Source organism: Lentzea sp. NPDC059081 (genome assembly GCF_042738015.1).
GTDB lineage: Bacteria > Actinomycetota > Actinomycetes > Mycobacteriales > Pseudonocardiaceae > Lentzea.
Genome location: NZ_JBHYGW010000023.1, coordinates 26,657 through 44,942 on the forward strand (window position 1 = coordinate 26,657; position 18,286 = coordinate 44,942).

General features: G+C 64.5%; 19 protein-coding genes and 2 tRNA genes. 11 read left to right on the forward strand and 10 right to left on the reverse strand.

The annotated features are described in order from the left end of the window. The first annotated feature begins 32 nt into the window (after window positions 1–32). Genes dnaG through ACFWV3_RS35135 form a run of 3 tightly spaced genes read left to right on the forward strand, consistent with a single transcriptional unit; the run spans window position 33 to window position 3,178 of the window. A complete protein-coding gene (dnaG, locus tag ACFWV3_RS35125; RefSeq protein ID WP_382417832.1) occupies window positions 33–1,919 on the forward strand; it encodes a DNA primase in 1,887 nt (628 codons plus the stop codon). Then, a complete protein-coding gene (locus ACFWV3_RS35130) occupies window positions 1,919–2,413 on the forward strand; it encodes a hypothetical protein (RefSeq protein ID WP_382417834.1) in 495 nt (164 codons plus the stop codon). The genes dnaG and ACFWV3_RS35130 overlap by 1 nt, the downstream gene beginning before the upstream one ends. A gap of 24 nt (window positions 2,414–2,437) precedes the next feature. Next, entirely contained in the window at window positions 2,438–3,178 is a 741-nt protein-coding gene (locus ACFWV3_RS35135) for a trans-aconitate 2-methyltransferase (RefSeq protein ID WP_382417836.1), read from the forward strand. 6 nt (window positions 3,179–3,184) lie between these two features. Here ACFWV3_RS35135 and ACFWV3_RS35140 read toward each other — a convergent pair whose 3' ends face one another. Then, entirely contained in the window at window positions 3,185–3,454 is a 270-nt protein-coding gene (locus ACFWV3_RS35140; RefSeq protein ID WP_382417838.1) for a YtxH domain-containing protein, read from the reverse strand. Window positions 3,455–3,592: 138 nt separating this feature from the next. On the opposite strand from ACFWV3_RS35140, the gene ACFWV3_RS35145 reads away from it, so the two are divergent. Then, window positions 3,593–3,668, forward strand: a tRNA-Asn gene (locus ACFWV3_RS35145). Window positions 3,669–3,735: 67 nt separating this feature from the next. Next, window positions 3,736–4,593 carry an oxygenase MpaB family protein gene (locus tag ACFWV3_RS35150; RefSeq protein WP_382417840.1) on the forward strand — a complete coding sequence of 286 codons (858 nt, stop codon included), beginning with the start codon at window positions 3,736–3,738 and terminating at the stop codon, window positions 4,591–4,593. Here ACFWV3_RS35150 and ACFWV3_RS35155 read toward each other — a convergent pair. Then, a complete protein-coding gene (locus ACFWV3_RS35155; protein WP_382417842.1) occupies window positions 4,548–5,009 on the reverse strand; it encodes a GNAT family N-acetyltransferase in 462 nt (153 codons plus the stop codon). The two genes, ACFWV3_RS35150 and ACFWV3_RS35155, sit on opposite strands and share 46 nt — an antisense overlap. A 106-nt stretch (window positions 5,010–5,115) precedes the next feature. Between ACFWV3_RS35155 and ACFWV3_RS35160 the strand changes: the two genes are divergently transcribed. Then, window positions 5,116–5,193 (forward strand) — tRNA-Ile (locus ACFWV3_RS35160). A 90-nt stretch (window positions 5,194–5,283) separates the two neighbouring features. Further along, window positions 5,284–6,579, forward strand: coding sequence for a tyrosine-type recombinase/integrase (locus tag ACFWV3_RS35165; protein WP_382417843.1), 1,296 nt, complete (start codon window positions 5,284–5,286; stop codon window positions 6,577–6,579). Here ACFWV3_RS35165 and ACFWV3_RS35170 read toward each other — a convergent pair. Further along, complete coding sequence (locus tag ACFWV3_RS35170) at window positions 6,568–7,719, reverse strand: hypothetical protein (protein WP_382417845.1); 1,152 nt, start codon at window positions 7,717–7,719, stop codon at window positions 6,568–6,570. The genes ACFWV3_RS35165 and ACFWV3_RS35170 overlap by 12 nt on opposite strands. Window positions 7,720–7,871: 152 nt before the next feature. Between ACFWV3_RS35170 and ACFWV3_RS35175 the strand changes: the two genes are divergently transcribed. After that, on the forward strand, window positions 7,872–8,750 hold the full coding sequence (locus tag ACFWV3_RS35175; protein WP_382417847.1) for a helix-turn-helix domain-containing protein: 879 nt from the start codon (window positions 7,872–7,874) through the stop codon (window positions 8,748–8,750). Window positions 8,751–8,863: 113 nt separating this feature from the next. Further along, the gene (locus ACFWV3_RS35180) at window positions 8,864–9,736 is read left to right on the forward strand and encodes a Scr1 family TA system antitoxin-like transcriptional regulator (protein WP_382417849.1); all 873 of its coding nucleotides are present in this window, start codon (window positions 8,864–8,866) and stop codon (window positions 9,734–9,736) included. 191 nt (window positions 9,737–9,927) lie between these two features. Here the strand turns inward: ACFWV3_RS35180 and ACFWV3_RS35185 are convergent, their stop codons facing one another. Genes ACFWV3_RS35185 through ACFWV3_RS35205 form a run of 5 tightly spaced genes read right to left on the reverse strand, consistent with a single transcriptional unit; the run spans window position 9,928 to window position 13,831 of the window. Next, window positions 9,928–12,072, reverse strand: coding sequence for an FtsK/SpoIIIE domain-containing protein (locus ACFWV3_RS35185; protein WP_382417851.1), 2,145 nt, complete (start codon window positions 12,070–12,072; stop codon window positions 9,928–9,930). Then, a complete protein-coding gene (locus tag ACFWV3_RS35190; RefSeq protein ID WP_382417853.1) occupies window positions 12,065–12,892 on the reverse strand; it encodes a hypothetical protein in 828 nt (275 codons plus the stop codon). Before ACFWV3_RS35190 ends, ACFWV3_RS35185 begins: the two co-directional genes overlap by 8 nt. After that, window positions 12,889–13,218, reverse strand: coding sequence for a hypothetical protein (locus ACFWV3_RS35195; protein ID WP_382417855.1), 330 nt, complete (start codon window positions 13,216–13,218; stop codon window positions 12,889–12,891). Before ACFWV3_RS35195 ends, ACFWV3_RS35190 begins: the two co-directional genes overlap by 4 nt. Next, window positions 13,215–13,553 (reverse strand): WhiB family transcriptional regulator, encoded by a 339-nt coding sequence (locus ACFWV3_RS35200; RefSeq protein WP_382417857.1) that lies wholly within the window; start codon window positions 13,551–13,553, stop codon window positions 13,215–13,217. The genes ACFWV3_RS35195 and ACFWV3_RS35200 overlap by 4 nt, the downstream gene beginning before the upstream one ends. Beyond that, complete coding sequence (locus tag ACFWV3_RS35205; protein ID WP_382417859.1) at window positions 13,550–13,831, reverse strand: helix-turn-helix domain-containing protein; 282 nt, start codon at window positions 13,829–13,831, stop codon at window positions 13,550–13,552. Before ACFWV3_RS35205 ends, ACFWV3_RS35200 begins: the two co-directional genes overlap by 4 nt. Window positions 13,832–13,983: 152 nt before the next feature. On the opposite strand from ACFWV3_RS35205, the gene ACFWV3_RS35210 reads away from it, so the two are divergent. Then, entirely contained in the window at window positions 13,984–14,358 is a 375-nt protein-coding gene (locus ACFWV3_RS35210) for a helix-turn-helix domain-containing protein (protein ID WP_382417860.1), read from the forward strand. Between the two features lie 147 nt (window positions 14,359–14,505). Continuing rightward, window positions 14,506–15,678 carry a tetratricopeptide repeat protein gene (locus ACFWV3_RS35215; RefSeq protein ID WP_382417862.1) on the forward strand — a complete coding sequence of 391 codons (1,173 nt, stop codon included), beginning with the start codon at window positions 14,506–14,508 and terminating at the stop codon, window positions 15,676–15,678. Here the strand turns inward: ACFWV3_RS35215 and ACFWV3_RS35220 are convergent. Next, window positions 15,646–16,218: an NUDIX hydrolase gene (locus tag ACFWV3_RS35220; RefSeq protein ID WP_382417864.1), complete on the reverse strand. Its 573-nt coding sequence runs from the start codon at window positions 16,216–16,218 to the stop codon at window positions 15,646–15,648. The two genes, ACFWV3_RS35215 and ACFWV3_RS35220, sit on opposite strands and share 33 nt — an antisense overlap. Before the next feature lie 51 nt (window positions 16,219–16,269). After that, a complete protein-coding gene (locus ACFWV3_RS35225) occupies window positions 16,270–18,009 on the reverse strand; it encodes a hypothetical protein (RefSeq protein WP_382417867.1) in 1,740 nt (579 codons plus the stop codon). Window positions 18,010–18,286: the final 277 nt, after the last annotated feature.

An 18,286-nucleotide genomic window follows, 5' to 3' on the forward strand; every position in this document is an offset into this window, starting at 1 on the left:
TGGCAGTTTGCCAAAGGATTAGACTCGGGGGCGTGGCAGGACGCATCAGGGAGAGCGACATCGCGTTGGTGCGTGAGCGCAGCCGCATCGACGAGGTCGTGGGGGACCAGGTCTCGCTCAAGAGGGCCGGTGGCGGCGCGCTGAAGGGGTTGTGCCCCTTCCACGACGAGAAGTCGCCGTCGTTCAACGTGCGCCCGTCGCACGGCACGTACCACTGCTTCGGCTGCGGCGAGGGCGGCGACGTGATCGCCTTCGTGATGAAGGTCGAGCACCTGTCGTTCGTGGAGGCCGTCGAGCGGCTCGCGGACCGGGCGGGGATCCAGCTCGTCTACGAGGGCGGCGGCGCGACGATCCAGCGCGACCGGGGCACGCGCAGCCGGCTCATCGAGGCCCACAAGGCGGCCGCCGAGTACTACGCGGAGCAGCTCGCCACCCCGGAGGCGCAGCAGGCCCGCGAGTTCCTGGCCGAGCGCGGGTTCGACGAGGCCGCCGCACGCCAGTTCGGCTGCGGGTTCGCGCCGGGCGGCTGGGACAAGCTGACGAAGCACCTGCTGGGACGGGGTTTCGAGCTCCAGGAGCTGATCAAGTCGCAGCTCACCAAGGAGGGCAGGCAGGGGCCGATCGACCGGTTCCACCGGCGGCTGCTGTGGCCCATCAAGGAGATCAGCGGTGACGTCGTCGGGTTCGGCGCGCGCCGGATCTTCGACGACGACCCGATCCAGGCGAAGTACCTGAACACCAGCGAGTCGGTGATCTACAAGAAGTCGCAGGTGCTGTTCGGGCTCGACCAGGCCAAGCGCGAGATCGCCAAGCGCAAGCAGGCCGTCATCGTCGAGGGCTACACCGACGTCATGGCGATGCACCTCGCGGGCGTGCCGACGGCGGTCGCGTCGTGCGGCACGGCGTTCGGCACGGACCACATGAACGTGCTGCGCAGGCTGCTGATCGACGACGACGTGAACGGCGAGGTCATCTTCACCTTCGACGGTGACGAGGCGGGCCAGAAGGCCGCGCTGAAGGCGTTCGAGGGGGAGCAGCAGTTCTCCGCGCAGACCTACATCGCGGTGGCGCCGGACGGCATGGACCCGTGCGAGCTGCGGCAGAACAAGGGCGACGTGGCGGTGCGCGACCTGGTGGCGCGGCGCACGCCGTTGATCGAGTTCGCGATCAAGGCGCAGCTCAAGGCCTACGACCTCGACTCGGTGGACGGCCGCGTCGAGGCGTTGAAGAAGATGGTGCCGTTCGTCGCGCAGATCAAGGACCGCGCCAAGCGCGACGGCTACGCGACGCGGCTGGCGTGGTGGGTCGGCTGGGACGACGAGGCGATGGTCGTGCGCCGGGTCCGCCAGACCGCCGGCGGCAAGGCCCCGGTCGCCGCCCCGCGGACCGACCCGAACCAGATGGCGCTGGGCGTGGAGGTCGACGGCCCGCAGCGGCCCAACCCGCGCGACCCGCGGCTGGTGCCCGAACGCGAGGTGCTCAAGGTCGCGCTGCGGCTGCCCGAGTACGCCGGACCGCTCTACGACTCGTTGCCCGACGAGGCGTTCACCGACCCGGCGTACGTGGCGCTGCACCGCGCGATCCGGGCCGCCGGTGGTGCCGCCTCCGGGCTCGCGGGCACGACGTACCTGGACGCGATCTCGCAGGAGTGCTCGCACGCGTCGGTGCGGTCGGTGCTGACCGAGCTCGCCGTGGAACCGTTGGCGGTCAAGCAGAACGACGAGTTCCGCTACGTGTCGATGGTGATCGCGCGACTGCAGGAGGTGCAGGTCGGCAAGCAGGTCGAGGACGTGAAGTCGCGGCTGCGGCGGCTGTCCCCGATCAAGGACGCCGACGAGTACCGGGCGCTGTGGGGCGACCTGGTGGCGCTGGAGGAGTACCGCAAGGCGCTCCTGCAGCAGAGCGCGGGAGTGCTGTAGTGGGACTGTTCCGACGGTTTTTCGGCGACGGTGCGCCGGACGGGTTCGCCGGCGCGCTGGAAGCGGACGAGACGGTGATCGCCCACACGACCGTGCAGGGCGGCGGGCACCTCGTGGTGACGTCGCTGGGGCTGTGGGTGCCGGGACCGCGGCGGATCGGCTGGCACCTGGTCAGCAAGGTGAAGTGGGAGGGCGTGCTGCGGGTCGTGGAGGCGTCCGAGGCCTCCGCAGAGGGACCCGTCGTGCTGCTGGAAGACCTTCCCGCGCAACGGTTCTCGCTCGACGATCCCCAGCGCGTGATGCGTGCGATCAGCCAGCGCGTGGAGGGCTCGATCCGCGCCCGTGAGCGCGTCGAGTCGCCCGGCGTGTGGGTGCTGCAGCGCAAGATCCCCGGCCAGGACGGCTTCGTGTGGCAGGCGCGGGGCGACGAGGGCGTGGGCCTGGAAGCCGTGCGCGAGGCCGTGGGGCCGCTCGTCTCGAAGCTTGCGGGCTAGCAGTACGCGTGTACTGTTAGGCGCATGTGGGATCCGGCGCAGTACCTGGCCTTCGCCGATCACCGGGCGCGGCCGTTCTACGAGCTCGTGGCACGGGTGGGGGCCGCCGAGCCCCGGCGCGTGGTCGACGTGGGCTGCGGCCCCGGCAACCTGACCGCCTCGCTGTCCGCCCGCTGGCCCTCCGCGGTGGTGGAGGCGTTCGACTCGTCCCCGGAGATGGTCGAGGCCGCGCGCGCCGCCGGCGTCGACGCGCGGGTGGACGACGTGACCACGTGGAAACCGTTGCCGGACACCGATGTCGTGGTGTCCAACGCGGTGCTGCAGTGGGTCCCGTCACATCCCTCGATCGTGTCATCGTGGGTGGCGGCGCTCTCGCCGGGCGCGTGGCTCGCGTTCCAGGTGCCCGGCAACTTCCTGGACCCGTCGCACCGGCTGATCCGCGAGGTGGCGGGGGAGTCGTTGACGCACGTCTTCCGAGGGGAGAAGCCCGTTCTGGCGCCGGTGGAGTACGCGGACCTGCTGGGCGACTGCTCCACTGTGGACGTCTGGGAGACGACGTACGTGCAGCGGCTCGAAGGGCCGGACCCGGTGCTCGAATGGGTGAGTGGCACGGCTTTGCGGCCAGTCCGCGCGGCACTGTCCTCACCGGACTGGGAGGCCTACGTGGCGGAACTCGCGCCGCGGCTGCGCGAGGCATATCCCCGGCGAGCCGACGGCACGACTTGGTTCCCGTTCAGACGGATCTTCGCGGTGGCTCAGGTGTGAAGGTCGTCACATGAGCGGCGTGACAGGACGGCCGTTGGCCTGTTCCTTGTTCTTCCACGGAGCCTTCTCGGCTGCCTTCTCCGCAGCGTCGGCGGCCAGGTCTTTCGCCTGGTGAGCGGCCTCGAACGCCTTGTCCTTGGCCTGGCTCGCCGTCTTGCGCACCGTGGGGTTCGCGGTGAAGCGGTGCCAGAGGCGCACGATCTGGTCGTAGCGCTCCCGCCCGGCCTTCGCGCCGAGCACGTAGCCGATCGCCGCACCGACCAAGATGCCCTTCATGCGGTTCTCCTCTCATCGTGCCTGGTCAGGGCCCATTTTGCCGCAAAGTGGGGGTCCTTGCGGAACCCGTTTTGAGGCTCATGTAGAGTTACCCACTGTCAGGAGGAACCAAGCCTGACAGGCAGAACAACAGAACATTCCCCCATAGCTCAATTGGCAGAGCATGCGACTGTTAATCGCAGGGTTACTGGTTCGAGTCCAGTTGGGGGAGCCATCGCCGAGACCCTAGTCCATCGACTGGGGTCTTTCGCTTTGTGCGGGTGTGCGTCAGCTTGGGAGCCATGGCCCGCTTCACGAACCTCCGCCGGATCTCGTCACTCGATCCGGTGAACGACCACGAGGAGATCCTGCGGATCTCCGCCGGCCTGGAGTTCCCGTGGGACTACCAGAAGTCGTTGGAGATGGCGCTCTTCCGCACGTACTGCGTCCCGACGATCTCGGGGCTGCTGGAGCGCACCGGCGAGTTCGAACGGCGGCCGCAGAAGCGCTACGACGACACGGCCGTGCTCATGGCCGAACTCGTGGAGCACGGCTACGACTCCCCTCGCGGCCGTGAGGCGTTACGCGTCGTGAACCGCCAGCACGGCCGTTACGACATCACGAACGACGACATGCTCTACGTGCTGTCGACGTTCGTGTACGACCCGATCGACTGGTTGTCACGCTACGGCTGGCGGCCGCTGACGGACAACGAGCGGCTGGCGTCGTTCCACTTCTACCGCGCGGTCGGCGCGCGCATGGGCATCCGCGAGATCCCCGCGTCCTACGACGAGTTCCTCGGCTTCAAGAAGGCCTACGAGGAGCGGCACTTCGTGTTCGCGCCGTCGAACCGGCGCATCGGCCAGTACACGCTCGACCTCTTCTGCTCCTGGTACCCGGCGGCCGTCAAGCCGCTCGTCTCCCGAGCCGTGATCGGCATGCTCGACCCGCTGATGGTGCGCGCGTTCGGCTTCACCGAACCCCCGTCGTGGGTGAGCACTCTCGGACGGCTGGCGTTGCGCCTGCGAGCCTTGGTGGTGCGCCGCCTGCCCGTGCGCCGCTCGCTGAAGCTGACGCGTGCCCGCAACCGCACCTACCCCGGCTACCCGGACGGCTACCGCCCGTCGGACCTCGGCGCGAGCTCCAGCACGGCCCGCTGACCGTCCGGCACGAAGCCCGTCGCCCTGAGGAACTCGTTGCCCGGCTTGAAGTCGTCGAGCCGCACGTGCACCCGCGTGACCGACGGGAACCGCTCCGCGAGCGCCTTGACCATCTCCGAGCCGATGCCCCACCGCCGCAGGTCCTTGGGCACCAGGAAGAACCCGACACTGGCCTCACCGGCCGCCGGGTGGTCCAGCACGAGGTCCACGAACCCGATCATGCCCTCGGCCTGCGCCACCAGCAGCCGCTTCTGCTCGAACGCCGCCCCCTCCGGCAACGCGTAGAAGAGGCTCTGCACGTCACCGGGCCCGGACGGATGCCCGGTGGCGGCCTGGAACCAGTCGTCGCAGTCGGCGAACAGCCGCAGCACCTCGGGCTCGTCCGCCGGGGTGAAGTCGCGGAGGGTCAAACGCACGCGTGCAAGCCTATGTGTCGCTCGCCACGGGGGCGCGCAAGACCCGTTCGGCGTGATCGGTATCCTCCACCACGCAGCGTCAGGGGAGATGGTTCGACGCCGCGAGGGGGCAGTAGCTCAACCGGTCAGAGCAGCAGACTCATAATCTGTCAGGTTGTCGGTTCGAATCCGACCTGCCCCACCAGTCTGACCAGCACGGACGGTGGTTTCCAAGATCCACTAAAGATCATCTGTCCATGTTGCTGTCCATTGACACCGGGTTGACCATGGGCTCATGACCAGGTCAAACGGCTCCGAAGACCGCCGGACGCGAGGCAGCATCCGCGTGCGCGGCAACTCCCTCCAGGTCCGCGTCTTCTCCGGTAAGGACCCGGTGACCGGCAAGGACGTCTACCTCACCGAGTCGGTGAAGGGCACGGACAAAGCGGCGTACAAAGCCGCCGACAAAGTGCAGACCCGGCTACTCGCTGAGGTCGACTCGCAACGCGCCACAAGCTCGAACGCGACGTTCGCCTACGCGGCCTCAGAATGGCTCCGCGTGAGCGAGTTGGAGGACAGCACGCGCGAGCTTTATGTGGGCTACATCGACCGCACGATCAACCCTGCTTTCGGCTCCACGCCGGTCCGGAAGATGACCACTCGGATGCTGGAGAACCTGTACGCGGAACTTCGCCGGTGTCGGGTGCGCTGTGACCGCAAGCCGTTCGTGGAGCACAAGGCCGCTGGCGACCACGACTGCAAGGAAGCCAAGTGCAAGCCGCACAAGTGCTCGCCGCTGTCGACCTCCGCCGTGCGGCAGGTCCACTCGATCATCAGCGGGATTCTCGGCGCGGCTGACCGGTGGGACTGGATTCCCGGCAACCCGGCCAAGGCCGCGAAGCGACCGAAACAGAAGCAGCCACAACCGGAGCCGCCTTCGTCTGCCGAAGCCGCGCGTCTCGCTGAAGAGGCGTTCCGGAGGGATGACGACTGGGGAACGCTGGTGTGGTTCGTCATGACCACGGGCGTGCGCCGTGGCGAACTCTGCGCGCTGAAATGGTCCTCCATCGATCTGGACGAAGGCGTGGTCGAGATCCGTCGCAGCTACCGCCTGCGTCGTGGAGTTGGCACCGAGAAGGACACCAAGACTCATCAGATGCGGCGCATTGCGCTCGACACCGAAACCGTCGTGTTGCTGATGGAGCACCGCGACCGCTGGCGTGACCGGCTCGCCACGGCGGACGTTGATCTGACGGACGACATGTACGTCTTCACCGGCATCCGGAAGGCTGACCCGACCGCTCCCTACTCCCCACACGCCGTGTCGAGCCGTTACAAGGAGATGGCTGACCGGTTGGGGATCAAGACGCACCTTCACGCGCTGCGGCACTACTCCGCGACCGAACTCCTGACGGCCGGAACTGACCTTCGGACCGTCGCCGGACGTCTCGGGCACGGTGGCGGAGGTGCCACGACCTTGAAGGTCTACGCAGCCTGGGTAGCGGCATCCGACCGGAAGGCCGCCGAACTCCTCGGTTCCCGGATGCCGAAGGTTACGCGCAAGCCGCGTGACAAGAAATCAGCCGATTAGAGCGGCGAGCCGCTTGCGCTGACGTATCGAACCGACCTGCGCAGACAGCAGCCGTGCACGTTCCGCGTGCACGGCTGCCGCGTCTTTCTCGCCGGTCGCGGTGAACACCTGGGCAAGATCGATGCGAAGCGTGGTCTCGGCTCTCGTGAAACTGGAGTCGAGACGGTCCAGGACATCGGTAAGGACGTCGATCGCCTCACGTGCGCCCAGGCGGGCAAGCGCATTGCCGCGCCACCGCGACAGGTGCGTTGAGTCGAAGACGAGATACGGCGTCTCGCCATCGTCTGAGTCGGGCATGTAGCGCGCGGCATCGTCAAACGCTTCGAGGCACTTTGAGCGCTCACCGTTCGCCGCGCACGCTTCGCCGTAGCCCGCGGAAAGCCATGAGAGCAGCAGATCGGGCACCTGCCCCCGCGCGTTCGTTCGCGCATGGTGGGTCAAGTCGACGGCTGCCTGTGTCTCTCCTATGTCCAGCAGAACGACCGCCTGTCCAGCGCGCGCGTAGGCCTCCAATGCGGGCGACTGCGCATACCTGCCTACTCGGATGGCCTTGCTGTAGTGAGACCACGCGTCGCTCGTTTGTCCCTGGTCAAGTGACTGCCATCCGGCAAGCGCGGAAGCGTCCACCAGAACAGCGGCCAAGTGTCTCTGTGTCGCCTGATCGAGCACGTCATCCAGCACCGCGTCCATCTGCTCGATTTGTGAACGGAGCTGACCCAGCAGGGCGGGTGCGCCCAGCCGGCGATCGATCACCCGAGTGATGTCGAGTTGGTGCTGGAAGAGCCCCACCGTGCGCTCATCGATGTTCCGCCCGGCGGCAATACGGGCCTGCAACTCCAGATCATCAGACACGGCTGACAGGGGAGTCTGCGCCGGTTCGAGAAGCCGAGTGATCGGCAGGTTGAACATCTCTTCGAGCAGTCGGCACGTAACCGGCCTGGGAGGTCCCAGCGGTCTGCCATCGGCGCGCACCCCCGACGCCAGACGTTGAACATGGCGCGGGCTGAGCGTGGCTTTCAAGCCGCGTTCCTGCGCGAATCGTTCGGCTTTCCGGCTGAACTCCTCAGCGGTCAGCCGTCGTTGCCGTAGCAACTCACCGAACAGCGTCCCCGGCTGCCCGCTTCGTTCTGACGAACTCATCGGCTGACCTCTCCGTCTCGCTAATGTCAGCGCCAACGAGTGTAGGTCGCGGGACGTCGCTCTAGGTCTTTGTCAGGTCATTTACGCCTGATGTGCTGCTTGCGAAGCTGATGTCGGCGGATCTGATGTCGACCCGGTGCGAGGAACTAGACATGCCGAAGAGGATCTCCACCGCGCGTGGCCGCGAGTTCGGCGCTGGCGTTCGGGCAGCGATCACCAGTGCAGGCCTGACTGCACGTGCTGTCGCCAAGATTCTCGACTGGGACGAAGCCAAGCTCTCCGAGGTGGTGAACGGCAAGGGCGCGGTCAACCAACTCGACGTCGCCGCACTGCTGGGCGTGTGCCGCGTCAAGTCCGCCGAGTTCGCTCACCTGATGTCGCTGTATCCCGAGACGCACGTCAGAGGCTGGTGGCAGCAGCACGGCGAGTGTGCGCCCATCCGCCTTCGAACGTTCTCCGAGAACATGGCGATCGCCGAGTCCCTGACCAGCTGGCAGATGCACACGGTGCCGCTGTTTCTCCAGACAGCTGAGTACATGGGAGAGGTGCTTCGCGCGTCCTCCACGGTGCCTGCGGGCGAACTGCAAGATCGGGTGAAAGCGCAGCTCGCCCTGCAAGAGTTGCTTCGCGGCGGCAAGACGTGTGACTTCTTCATCCACGAACTGGCGTTGCGTCTGCCCGTCGGTGACGTCGAGACGTACACCGGGCAGTTGCTCCACCTCCTGCTCATGTCGAACTGGACGAACATCACGATCCGCGTTGTGCCCGCAGCGATGGGTGCGCACGCCGGTCTGGCCGGTGCGTTCACTCGGCTGACCTTCGCCAAGTATGAGCCGCTGGTGTGGGTGGACACCGAGAACTCAAGTCTCCTCATCGAGGAGGCGGACGCGATCAAGGGCTACGAAAAGGTCATTCGTGCGCTTGATGCCAAGAGCTTGGACGAGGTCGACTCAAGAGACCTGATCGTCCGTCTCTACGACGCTGCACGCCCTGCCGAGAAGGAAGCGGCGACGCACAGATCTGTCTGTTGAGGACACAGAGCCGCCAGCCCGGGTACTCCGTCTCACACGACCAGGGCTGGCAAGGGGAGCCGACGCGGTGCGTGTCGCCGCGTCGGCTTCACCTACTCGCAGAGCGAGGGAACATGCCGAGAAACTTCAGGTCCAACCTTCAGAACCGGGCGGTTGGTCGCGCGCTTGCGTTGTGGCGCAGGGAAAGCGGGCTCAGTCTGGTAGAGGTCAGCGAGCGCGTGCACTGGTCGACAGCCAAGACGTCGATGTTGCAGAACGCCCTGATCCCGATCGTTGATGCCGACGTTGTGGCACTCGCGCTGGCGTACAGAATCAGCAACGAGAGACGGGCACCCGTGGTGCTGGGGGCTCAGCGCGCTCGCGATCCGATCAAATTCGATCTTCTGACTGGTGATGCCTCATCGTGCGTCGGGTGGACGTACGACGAAGTGGAGTCCGAAGCGAGCCATGTGCGAGCCGTCGCGCTCGATGTGCTGCCGCCGTTCGTCCGGACCTCGGAGTACGAGTCCGCTCTGCGCCATGTCCAGGTGGATGCGATGTTGGAGCAGAACCACCGTCACTACAGCGACGCCCACCGCGCGCGAGTGACGAGCCATCTCACGGAGGGGCCGTCGCTGCGACTGGACCTCATCCTGGGAGAGGCCGTTCTCCGGCGACCGATCGGGAGCGCTCTGGCGATGGCCGATCAGTTGCTGAGGCTGGCCGCGCTCGCCGATCTTCCTGGAGTACAGGTGCGGTTGGTACCGGACGAGGTGGGCGCATTCGCAGGGATGACGTCGTTCTCCCAGTTGTCATTCCGCGAGGCAGTCTTCGACGACGTGGTGTACCTCGACACGTTGCACGGCGGAACCTGGCTGGAATATGAGCACGATCGGCGGCCGTACGCCGAGACGTTCGAGCGGTTGGCCACCGTGACTCTTGGCGCCGAGAGCACCGCTGGCAGGTTGATCGAGGCTGCCCAATCGTTGAAGGACAGCGCAGCTTGAGTGACGGGTTGGCTGTGTGCCGCGCTCTCTCATCGGAGCGCGGCACACGGCCGTTTTGCGGCGGTTGTGACAGGTCAGCTGGCACGCGTCACACGTGTCACGGCGGCTCATTTACGCAGCTTGGAGCCTGTTTATGGCCCGTCACGAGCCGTGTGACGGCGTGACGTGTCCTCGGGGCGAGTTGTGACGGGTTATCGGTCATCCCCAACCACCTCAGTGTCGGTGGCTGTGGAGTCGTGAGCGCGCTCGACTGCCGCCCGGATGTCGGCGAGGTTGTAGCCGCGCACTTGGCGGATGCGGCTGCCATCGCTCACCCGGTCGCGTGTCGGTCGACAGCCGAGTTCTGCCATCTCCCGACCGAACGCAGTGGGCTCGACCCCAAGCACGGCGATGAGTTCTGCCGTTGGCACGAAGTCGCGGTCGCCGTTCTCCAGTTCGTCAGCGAGGTAGTCCACAACGGATGCCAGCGGCTCAGCCAGCTCGATCTCAGACGCGCGCTCGGACTTGGCCGGTGCGGCGCTACCGATGGCCTTGGCTACGGCAGCGTGGTCGAGCATCGGTCGTGTCGTGTGTCCGGCCGCGTGCCCGGTGAGAGTCCCCTCCTGTTCGCGTAGGACGCGGCCTTGTGCGCAAATCTCGCGCCAGTCTTCGTTGGGCATGTAGAACGTCCGCACGGTCAGTGCCAGCACGTCGGCCCCGGCCTGGGTCTCGCCGTCCGGTCGCAGGATGCCCACGCCCTTGTGAGAGGGCAGCAGACGGCTGGAGTCGTAGCCTCGGGTGTTCATCTGCTCGCCCAGGATGATGTTGCTGTCGCGCCAGTCCATGACCCGCAGCGCGAACCTCGACCCGAGCACCGCCCGCAACCCGGATGGGATGGTCTTGCCGTCCGGGCGCTGAGTCGCCAACACCAGGATCACCCCTGCTGCCGGTGCCTTCTTGGCGAGCCACATCAGCAGTTCGCCGCAGTACTCGCCGGCGGTCAGCTTCTTGCCCTGCACCTCCAGGGGCGTTCGGTCTTCCAACGGGATCTGGACCTCGTCCACCACCAGGGCGGTGATGGGCATCCCGAGCGCGATGTCACGGGACATGGACGGGGTGACCTTCGATTCCGGGCACGTGACGTCGTCCAGGTCCTGCATCCGGCGATAGCGGGCCTGCACATCGGCCACGAGCTCCACGAGCCAGTCGACGAACTCGAGGACGTGCTCCGAGTCGTCGCCCGCCATGAACCGGTGCGCTACTCGCTCCGCAGCCTTCCAATCCTTCCCGTTCTTGAAGTCAGCGACATAGAGCCGAACGTGCGGGTCCAAGATCAAGCCCGCGGCTGCCAATCGTTCGGCCATCGTCTTGCCCTGCCTGGGGATTGCGCCGATCAGAACCGACGTCCACACCAGCGGCAGATCGATCCGGCGGCCGCGAGCGTCGGTGCCGAACGGCACCGGCCGCCACGCGTCCCACCGGTCCGCCGCAAGCAACGGTGTCCGGATCGGCGGGGTGCCGTAGGGGTCCTCATCGGCTACCCACAGCGCCACGCGTCCGGCATGGCCGCCATTGCCCCGGACGCGCTCGACGTTGAGCTGGATCTCGTCCACCGCGAGCGCCGATGCGAGCGCATCCCGGTTCTTCACGATGTCGACCGCCTTGCGCGTGGCTGGCAGGTCAACCGTGATCGCCCAGCCTTCGCCCTGTCGGGTTGCACGCTCGACCAGGCGCAAGGTCTCGTCCTTGCCGATGAGTTTGGCGTCTCGGAACGCGTCCACGAGGACCTGCGGGTCCATCGTCCACGTGAGCGTGCGTGGTCCTGAGAGCACCGCACGCCGTCCAGGACTTCCGTCGCGATGACGTCCCAGCACCGCCAGCGCCACCGCGACGGCGGCTCCGGCGATCCACAGCGCACGTGGCCCGTAGAGCAGCCACAGCACCAGGCCGACCGTGGGCACTGCGGTGGCGACCGCACCGGTGACCTTCCAGCGGAACAGGGTCAGCGCGCGGATGTCGGTGAACTTGTCCGCCAGCTTCTCGGACTGCTCGGCAGCCTCTCGGTAGTCCCGCACGGTCACCCAAGACCGCCACCACCGCACCGTGACCACTAGACCGCGCACCACGGCACCGAGGAATCGGAACGGTGAGCGCAGCACCGTCACCGTCAGATCCTTCAGGGCTTGGATCGCGTGAACGCGGTCCTTCGCCCACAGCGGCACACGCGGTGAACGCCGCCATGCGTTCACGAGCCTCCGCCACCAGGACGGAGGCGACACGGCGGAATCGTCGTTCACGAACTCGCCTTCGAACACAGCTCGGACCGGAAGGCTCTGGCCCGTGTCGGCGTCAGTCATCGGAACCACCTGCCAGTTCCGCGATCAGAACGGCTGACAGTCGGGACGACAAGCCGCGTGAGCAACCAGTGACTCCACGGACCCATGCCGGGCTCACCACGACACCAGGCGACCACGCTTCACGTGCTTTGCTCAGGTAGTCGGCAAACGACACTCGCTTATGTGGCTGCTTTTTGTTGCTCTGCTTGGGTTCCGGCGGTTCATGAACGGCGCGCGCAGACAAGTCCGCGGTGACGTCTGCGGCCTGTGTGGACGCTTCTTTGAACGCTGTCGCAACGGCCTCCGTGAGCTTGTCTCGCAGATCCGTGACGGCCTCTGCCGCGACGAACACCACGAGCGGTGGGACCGAATGCAGCACCACCCCGGACACCGACCCGGCCGCCCACGAATGCCAGGTGTTCATGACGTAGGTGGCGGCGAGCGTGAACCACTTCGCCCGCCGCGTCCACGCACCAGTTCGCACCTGGTACCTCGCGGTCACCTGCTCAGCTCGCAGGATGGCCAGCAGCACCAGCGACACCGTCGGATCAAGCAGCCATGCCGCCAGCCACGGCATCGACCAGGCCGGCGTTCCCGCCGCCGCAAACGACTGCACGTTGGTCATCGTGAAGCCGAGACCGAGCACGATCCCCGACCAGCACAACCGGTCGACCTGAGCGCGCACCCGCTCGACACCCAGCGCGATCACGTCCGGGTGCGTAGCGTACGCCCGCAGTTCTGCCGCCTCTGCCGCATCAGCGGCCAGCCTCTCAGCAGCCGGTGCGGCGGGTGGCCGCCCGAAGGCGGCCACCCCTTCCCGGACCTTGTCCAACGTCCTCATCGCCGGTCACCCCGACTGCGAGGACTGTCCTGCGTGGTGATCGTGAGCGCCTTCGTCAGCGTGTACGCCGCGAACAACGCGGGCAGACCCAGCACCACGAGCAACAACGTCACGTCGCCCCGGTGCGTGATCACCACCCACTGCACACCCACGATCGCCCCGGCCATCAGCAGCACCCGCCCAGTCAGCGAGAGCAACCGAGCACCGGCACGCGCCGCGCCAGCCGCCGCCTTCGCCCGTCGGGCACTCGCTCGCCAGACCCACAGCAGCACCACGACCGCACCCACCGCAGCGAGGATCTGCGTCGGCGTCAGGTTGATCGTCATGACCGCTCACCGCCTTCACGGCGAGCACGCCACACCCGGTAAACCTCACGGCGATCTTCCTGCGACAGACCACCCCAGACACCGACGGTGTCCTCACCGGCCGTGCGCAGCTCCAGTTCCAAGCACAAGCGCCGGACCGAGCAGCCCGCGCACAACCGCGCAGCGGCGTCGCGATCGGTGATCTCATCGTCTTCCCAATCGGGGCCGTCGTCGTTGGCCCACAACCACATGCACGCACCGTCCCGTGTGACGATCTCCAGCAGAACGTCATCCGGCACTTTCGCGTAGCGGTCCAGGTCGGCCGCCACAACCTCGTAGTAGTTCTCCGGGTTCACCACGCACCCCCGGTCGCCCGCTCGAAGTCACGGGCGTTGCGCTTTTCAGCGGCCATCTGCGCGACGTCCACAACGCCGCTGGACTCCGCCGCCTGCCGGGCCAACTCCTCGATCGCACGTGCAGGCACGACGTACCGCGTCCGCACTCGCACGGCGGGGAACGCGTCCTCCCTGATCGCCCGGTAGATCGTGGCCGCGTCGACACGCAGGATTCGCGCGGCCTCTGTCACGGTGTAGAAGATCGGCGAGCGTTCGCCCGCCATGCTGTTCGATGTCATTGCTGTGAGCCCTTCAGAAGACTGATTTCTTCGATGAGGGCGCTGACATTGGCGGCAATAACTGCCGATTCTCCGCTGATGTCTGCGCCAAGTCCGTTTTCCGTCAGCAAGCCGCGCTAATGTCGGCGCTGAGGCGGAGCACGGAGGCGCACGTGGCGGAGGACTGGTCGGCGGTCGCGGAGGCAATCAATGCCCGCGCGGCAGAGCTGGCTTTGAAGCAAAAGGAAATCGCGGAGAGATCCGGCGTATCGCACGCGATCGTTCGCGAGATACAGCAGGGCCGAATTCAGCGCCGGCGAAACCCGCGCACTCTCGAAGCGCTGTCGATCGCGCTCGACTGGCACCCGCAGCACCTCAGTGCCGTGCTGCAAGGCAAGACGCCACCCGAGGTGGACGCGCAGGCAGCGCCCGCAGATGACCCGTTGGTGCCGCTGCTGCAAACCATCATTCGTGAACTCCGGGGCCTTCGAGCCCAGGTCGGAACTCTGGCAAGCCGCATCGACGACGGGAGCCGTCAAAAGGACTGACCGGGATTCCTGAATCAGTTGCGGTGTCGCTGTCATGAGAACAGCAGACCGCCGAGCAGGGGGTGGAAATAATTGTCCGCGGTTAGCAAGCCGCGTGTTAGAAGGAGTTAAGTCCGCAGGTCACGGCCGTTGGGGAACGGGGGGAACGTGGCGAAAAGAAGGCAGGGAGAGCCGCCGCGCACGCGTTTGCAGGCGGTGCGAGAAGAGCTTGGACACACTCAGGGCCACGTCGTCAGGTACTTCCTGACGCGCGGTCCGCAGATCGGCGTCACCGTGGCGTCCGCATCGGCGCTGCCAATCATGATCTCGCGCTGGGAGAACGGCCACGTTGAGGTGGCTGAGCCCGGCTATCAGCGGCTGTTCCGGGAGCTGTACGGCCGCTCGAACGAAGAGCTTGGTTTCCCACCGGAGACCTTCAACCAGTCCGCTGAGGAGCTTCGCGATCGTCTCTTCGTCGCGAGGAACATCGATGCCGGGATGCTCGACCTGTTCCAGCGGCAGGTGAACGACCTTCGCAGCTCGGACCACCGCTTCGGCGCGCTTGTGGTGCTGGATCAGCTCAACAGCCTTGTGCGTCAGATCGAGGACGTGAAGGTGTTCAGCGTGAGCACCCACCTACGTCAGCGCTTGGCGACGATCCTCACCGACGCGCGGACGCTTGCGGGATGGACGGCGCTCGATCGTGGTTCGCAGATGCAGTCGTGGCAGTACCACGAGGACGCGAAGGTCTCTGCAAGAGAAGCAGATTCGCCGTCGCAGCTTGCACATGCGGCGGCGCAGCAAGCCGTGATCCTGCTCGACATCGGGGAGGCCGATGCGGCGGTCGAGCTGCTGGAGTACGCGCGATATGTTGCGGAGCATCGAGCGCCTTCGCTGTTGCGGAGCTGGCTCGCTGCTGCGCATGGTGAGGGTCTGGCTGCCGCCGGCCAACGCGACGCGTCGTTGCACGCCTTCGATGACGCAAGCTCTTTACTGCCAACGAATCCGGTCGATCCTGAGCTGCCGTTTCTACTGCTCAATGACGGCCAGCTCGTTCGGTGGCGCGGCAACGCGCTTCTGCACCTGGGAGACCTTGATGCGATCGCTCAGCTTGAGGCTGCGGTGCGGGACTTCGCCAACCCGCAGCGGTCTGCGGTGCGCGGGTTGACGAGTACCTACGTGGATCTTGCGTTTGCGTACGCCGCCGCTGGCGACAGCAAGGGAGCTGTGGAGCTGGCGCAGAAGGCACGGCAGCTCGCCAAGCGGATCGGTTCCGACCGTCAGCGGCAGCGTCTCGCGAAGCTTGAGCTACCGAGTCCCAGAGGTCCCGGCGTTGCGTGAGGCTAGGTAATAAAGGAGGGGGATGATCGCGCCGGAGCCGAGCACTTCGCCGCGCCGGACGAGATCCAGGACGCGGTCAACAGGAATCCACTCGATCCGCGCGGCTTCCTCCGCGTCAGTTGGTTCGCCGACCTTCTCAGCCGCTCGCCACAGGTAAGCGTCCACGGGTGCGTCTATGATCCCGGGGAGGGGCTGGAACCTTCCTATATGCTCGGGTTCTCCAGTTGGTTTCCATCCCGTTTCTTCCACAGCCTCACGTGCGGCAGTGAAAGCTGGGTCTTCGCCATCTTCCACTAGACCGCCGATAAGTTCATATCCCCACTGATTGACGGCAAATCGATAGCGCCACAAGGTTAGACATTCCTCCTTCTCGTTAATCAGGAGGGCAACTGCAACACGGTCAAGTTTTACGACATGATGCTCGAACCTGCTTCCGTCTGGCGGTTCTACGTCAACAAGATTAACCGTGACCCATCGATTGTCGTAGACAGTTCGTTCGCCGTGGATCTTCCAAGAAAGCGCTTCTGGGTACTCCGTCACACGGCCAAGACTACTTCTGTTAAGTGATGGTCACAAGGCGAGTGAAGTCCATCAGTCTGAACTTGGTGGATCTATCGACTTACCGTCCGACTCGCCGCCCGACTTCTTGTGAAGTTCCCTATTGAGTAGATCTGTGACATCGCTCAAGCAAGAGGTGATTCGAGTCACTACTGACTCGAAAGCATCAATGTTGGATAGTCCTTCGATTCCCAAGTCTGCGGCTGCCTTTGCTTTCTGTGATCCAGCGAGATGTGCTATACCTCCCCTGGAGCGGAATCCCTGCAGATTGAAAAGTATTGCAGTCGTGTCAGGTTCTCCGCCAATTTGCTGTACGTACCGTTGAAGAAGGCGCAGCGATTGATCTCCTTTGTCGTATGAGTCGAGGCTCGACTTAAGGGGCGAGTTATTTATTGCGTCAATCATTGCCTTGGTTAGAACCAGGAGTGAAGCGCCGAGTGCTGCTGGATCTTCGGTCAATGGGCCTATTAGGGATTGAAACTCTGCTGCAATATCTCCATCGAGTGGCTTCCAGAGCGGCGATCCAAGCAGTTCAGATGACACCTTCGATGCTTGCGCTCGGGCGCGGCGAAGATCGCCGATGACGTCTTTCGAACTCGCCCACTGTCCGAGAAAGTCTCGACGAAATCGTCCCTCATCCATCTTGCCCTCAGGGGGAACGTTATAAGAGCGCCAGTGGCCCCACTCATCTGAAGGCAGATCTCGCCCGAGATCTCCCAAGTAGGCTTCGACCAGTCCGATAGAGTTGAAGGAAATGGAAATTCCCCACAAGTTCAAGCACGAAAGTCGGTTCGATGAAAGGCTGTATCGTGCTGGCTCGGCTGCATACGGTTGCAGTACTTCGCGCTTGAAGTAAACTGGAGTAAGGTAATGTAGCCTTGTTCCATCCTTATCGAAATAGGTTCCAAGATTATCCGGGTCGCAAGTATGAGTCAGAGGTTTTCCTGACTCGGTATCGACACCATAAATGAAGGTAGGATAATCCCGGTCTTGCTGGCGTTCTTCCCAACGCGGCAGCCGAGACGTCTTTAGGCCGCTGATGATGTATTGGCCCACAAGGCGCGAGAATGCCGGACGGTCACTCATCATTCCGCGGTCATGTAGGCAATGAAAGTCTAGATGGGCCCACTCGTTTCTGAAGGAGTCATCTACGCGTTCGAAGGGTTCGTGTTCGATCTTTGTAACATAATCGAATTGAATAATTGCACTCCGCTTGCTGTCTGCGAGGAAAGAACGTAGCTCTAGTGCTCGCACCTCGACTTTCCAGCTATCGTCTGTTTGCTTCCAACGGACGAGCTCTTGCTCCCTTCCTGCTCGGTTTAGGTAACTCCATCCAGACTTTACTGGAAACGCGTCCCAATACCAGAGGAATGTATGTGAAAGCTCAATTACTGGCGAGGTGCTACCGCTTGGCCTGCGTGCTTGAGCGAAGAACTCCGTTGTTAGGTTCTCGGATTCCAGAGTCAAGCCATTATCGAATCTCTCGGTATTCCATACAGCGACATCTCCGAGGTCGCGCCCGATCCATGTAGTTCCTTCTATGGACTCTGAAGTTTGATGAGAAGGAACGAGTACGCATCCGGTGCCGCCGTGCTCGGCTTCCGTAAAGAAGTGTTCTTCGATTGTAAGCCATTCTGCGGGGTACGGTGATGCTTTGCGCAAGTGTTTTGCGGGCCATAGCCCGGAAGGTATATTCTCAGGCTCGGTCCAAAGGTCGGCGAGTGTGCCGCCTCTATGCGGTTCAAGGTATCCCGGTATTGATGGCATGCTCATCGCGTGATCGTAATGCGTGTCTGGGCTTGGCGGGGTTCACGCTTTAGGGTGATGTCGCTTGTAATTCCGCTTAAGTCGGCCACTGTAATCGTTCTATTGAGCTTAGTTGTTACTTCGAAACCTTCAGTAATTAGTCGTTCACTGGCTGCGAGCATCAACTTGCGCAGGGGTTATAGTGGATGCTCCACAGTGGACCGGCTTGTCCATGGCGTTGTCCATGGAGGGGTGTCTAGTGGTGACGCATATGCGTCATCTCGTGGATCCGTGACCGCTCCTG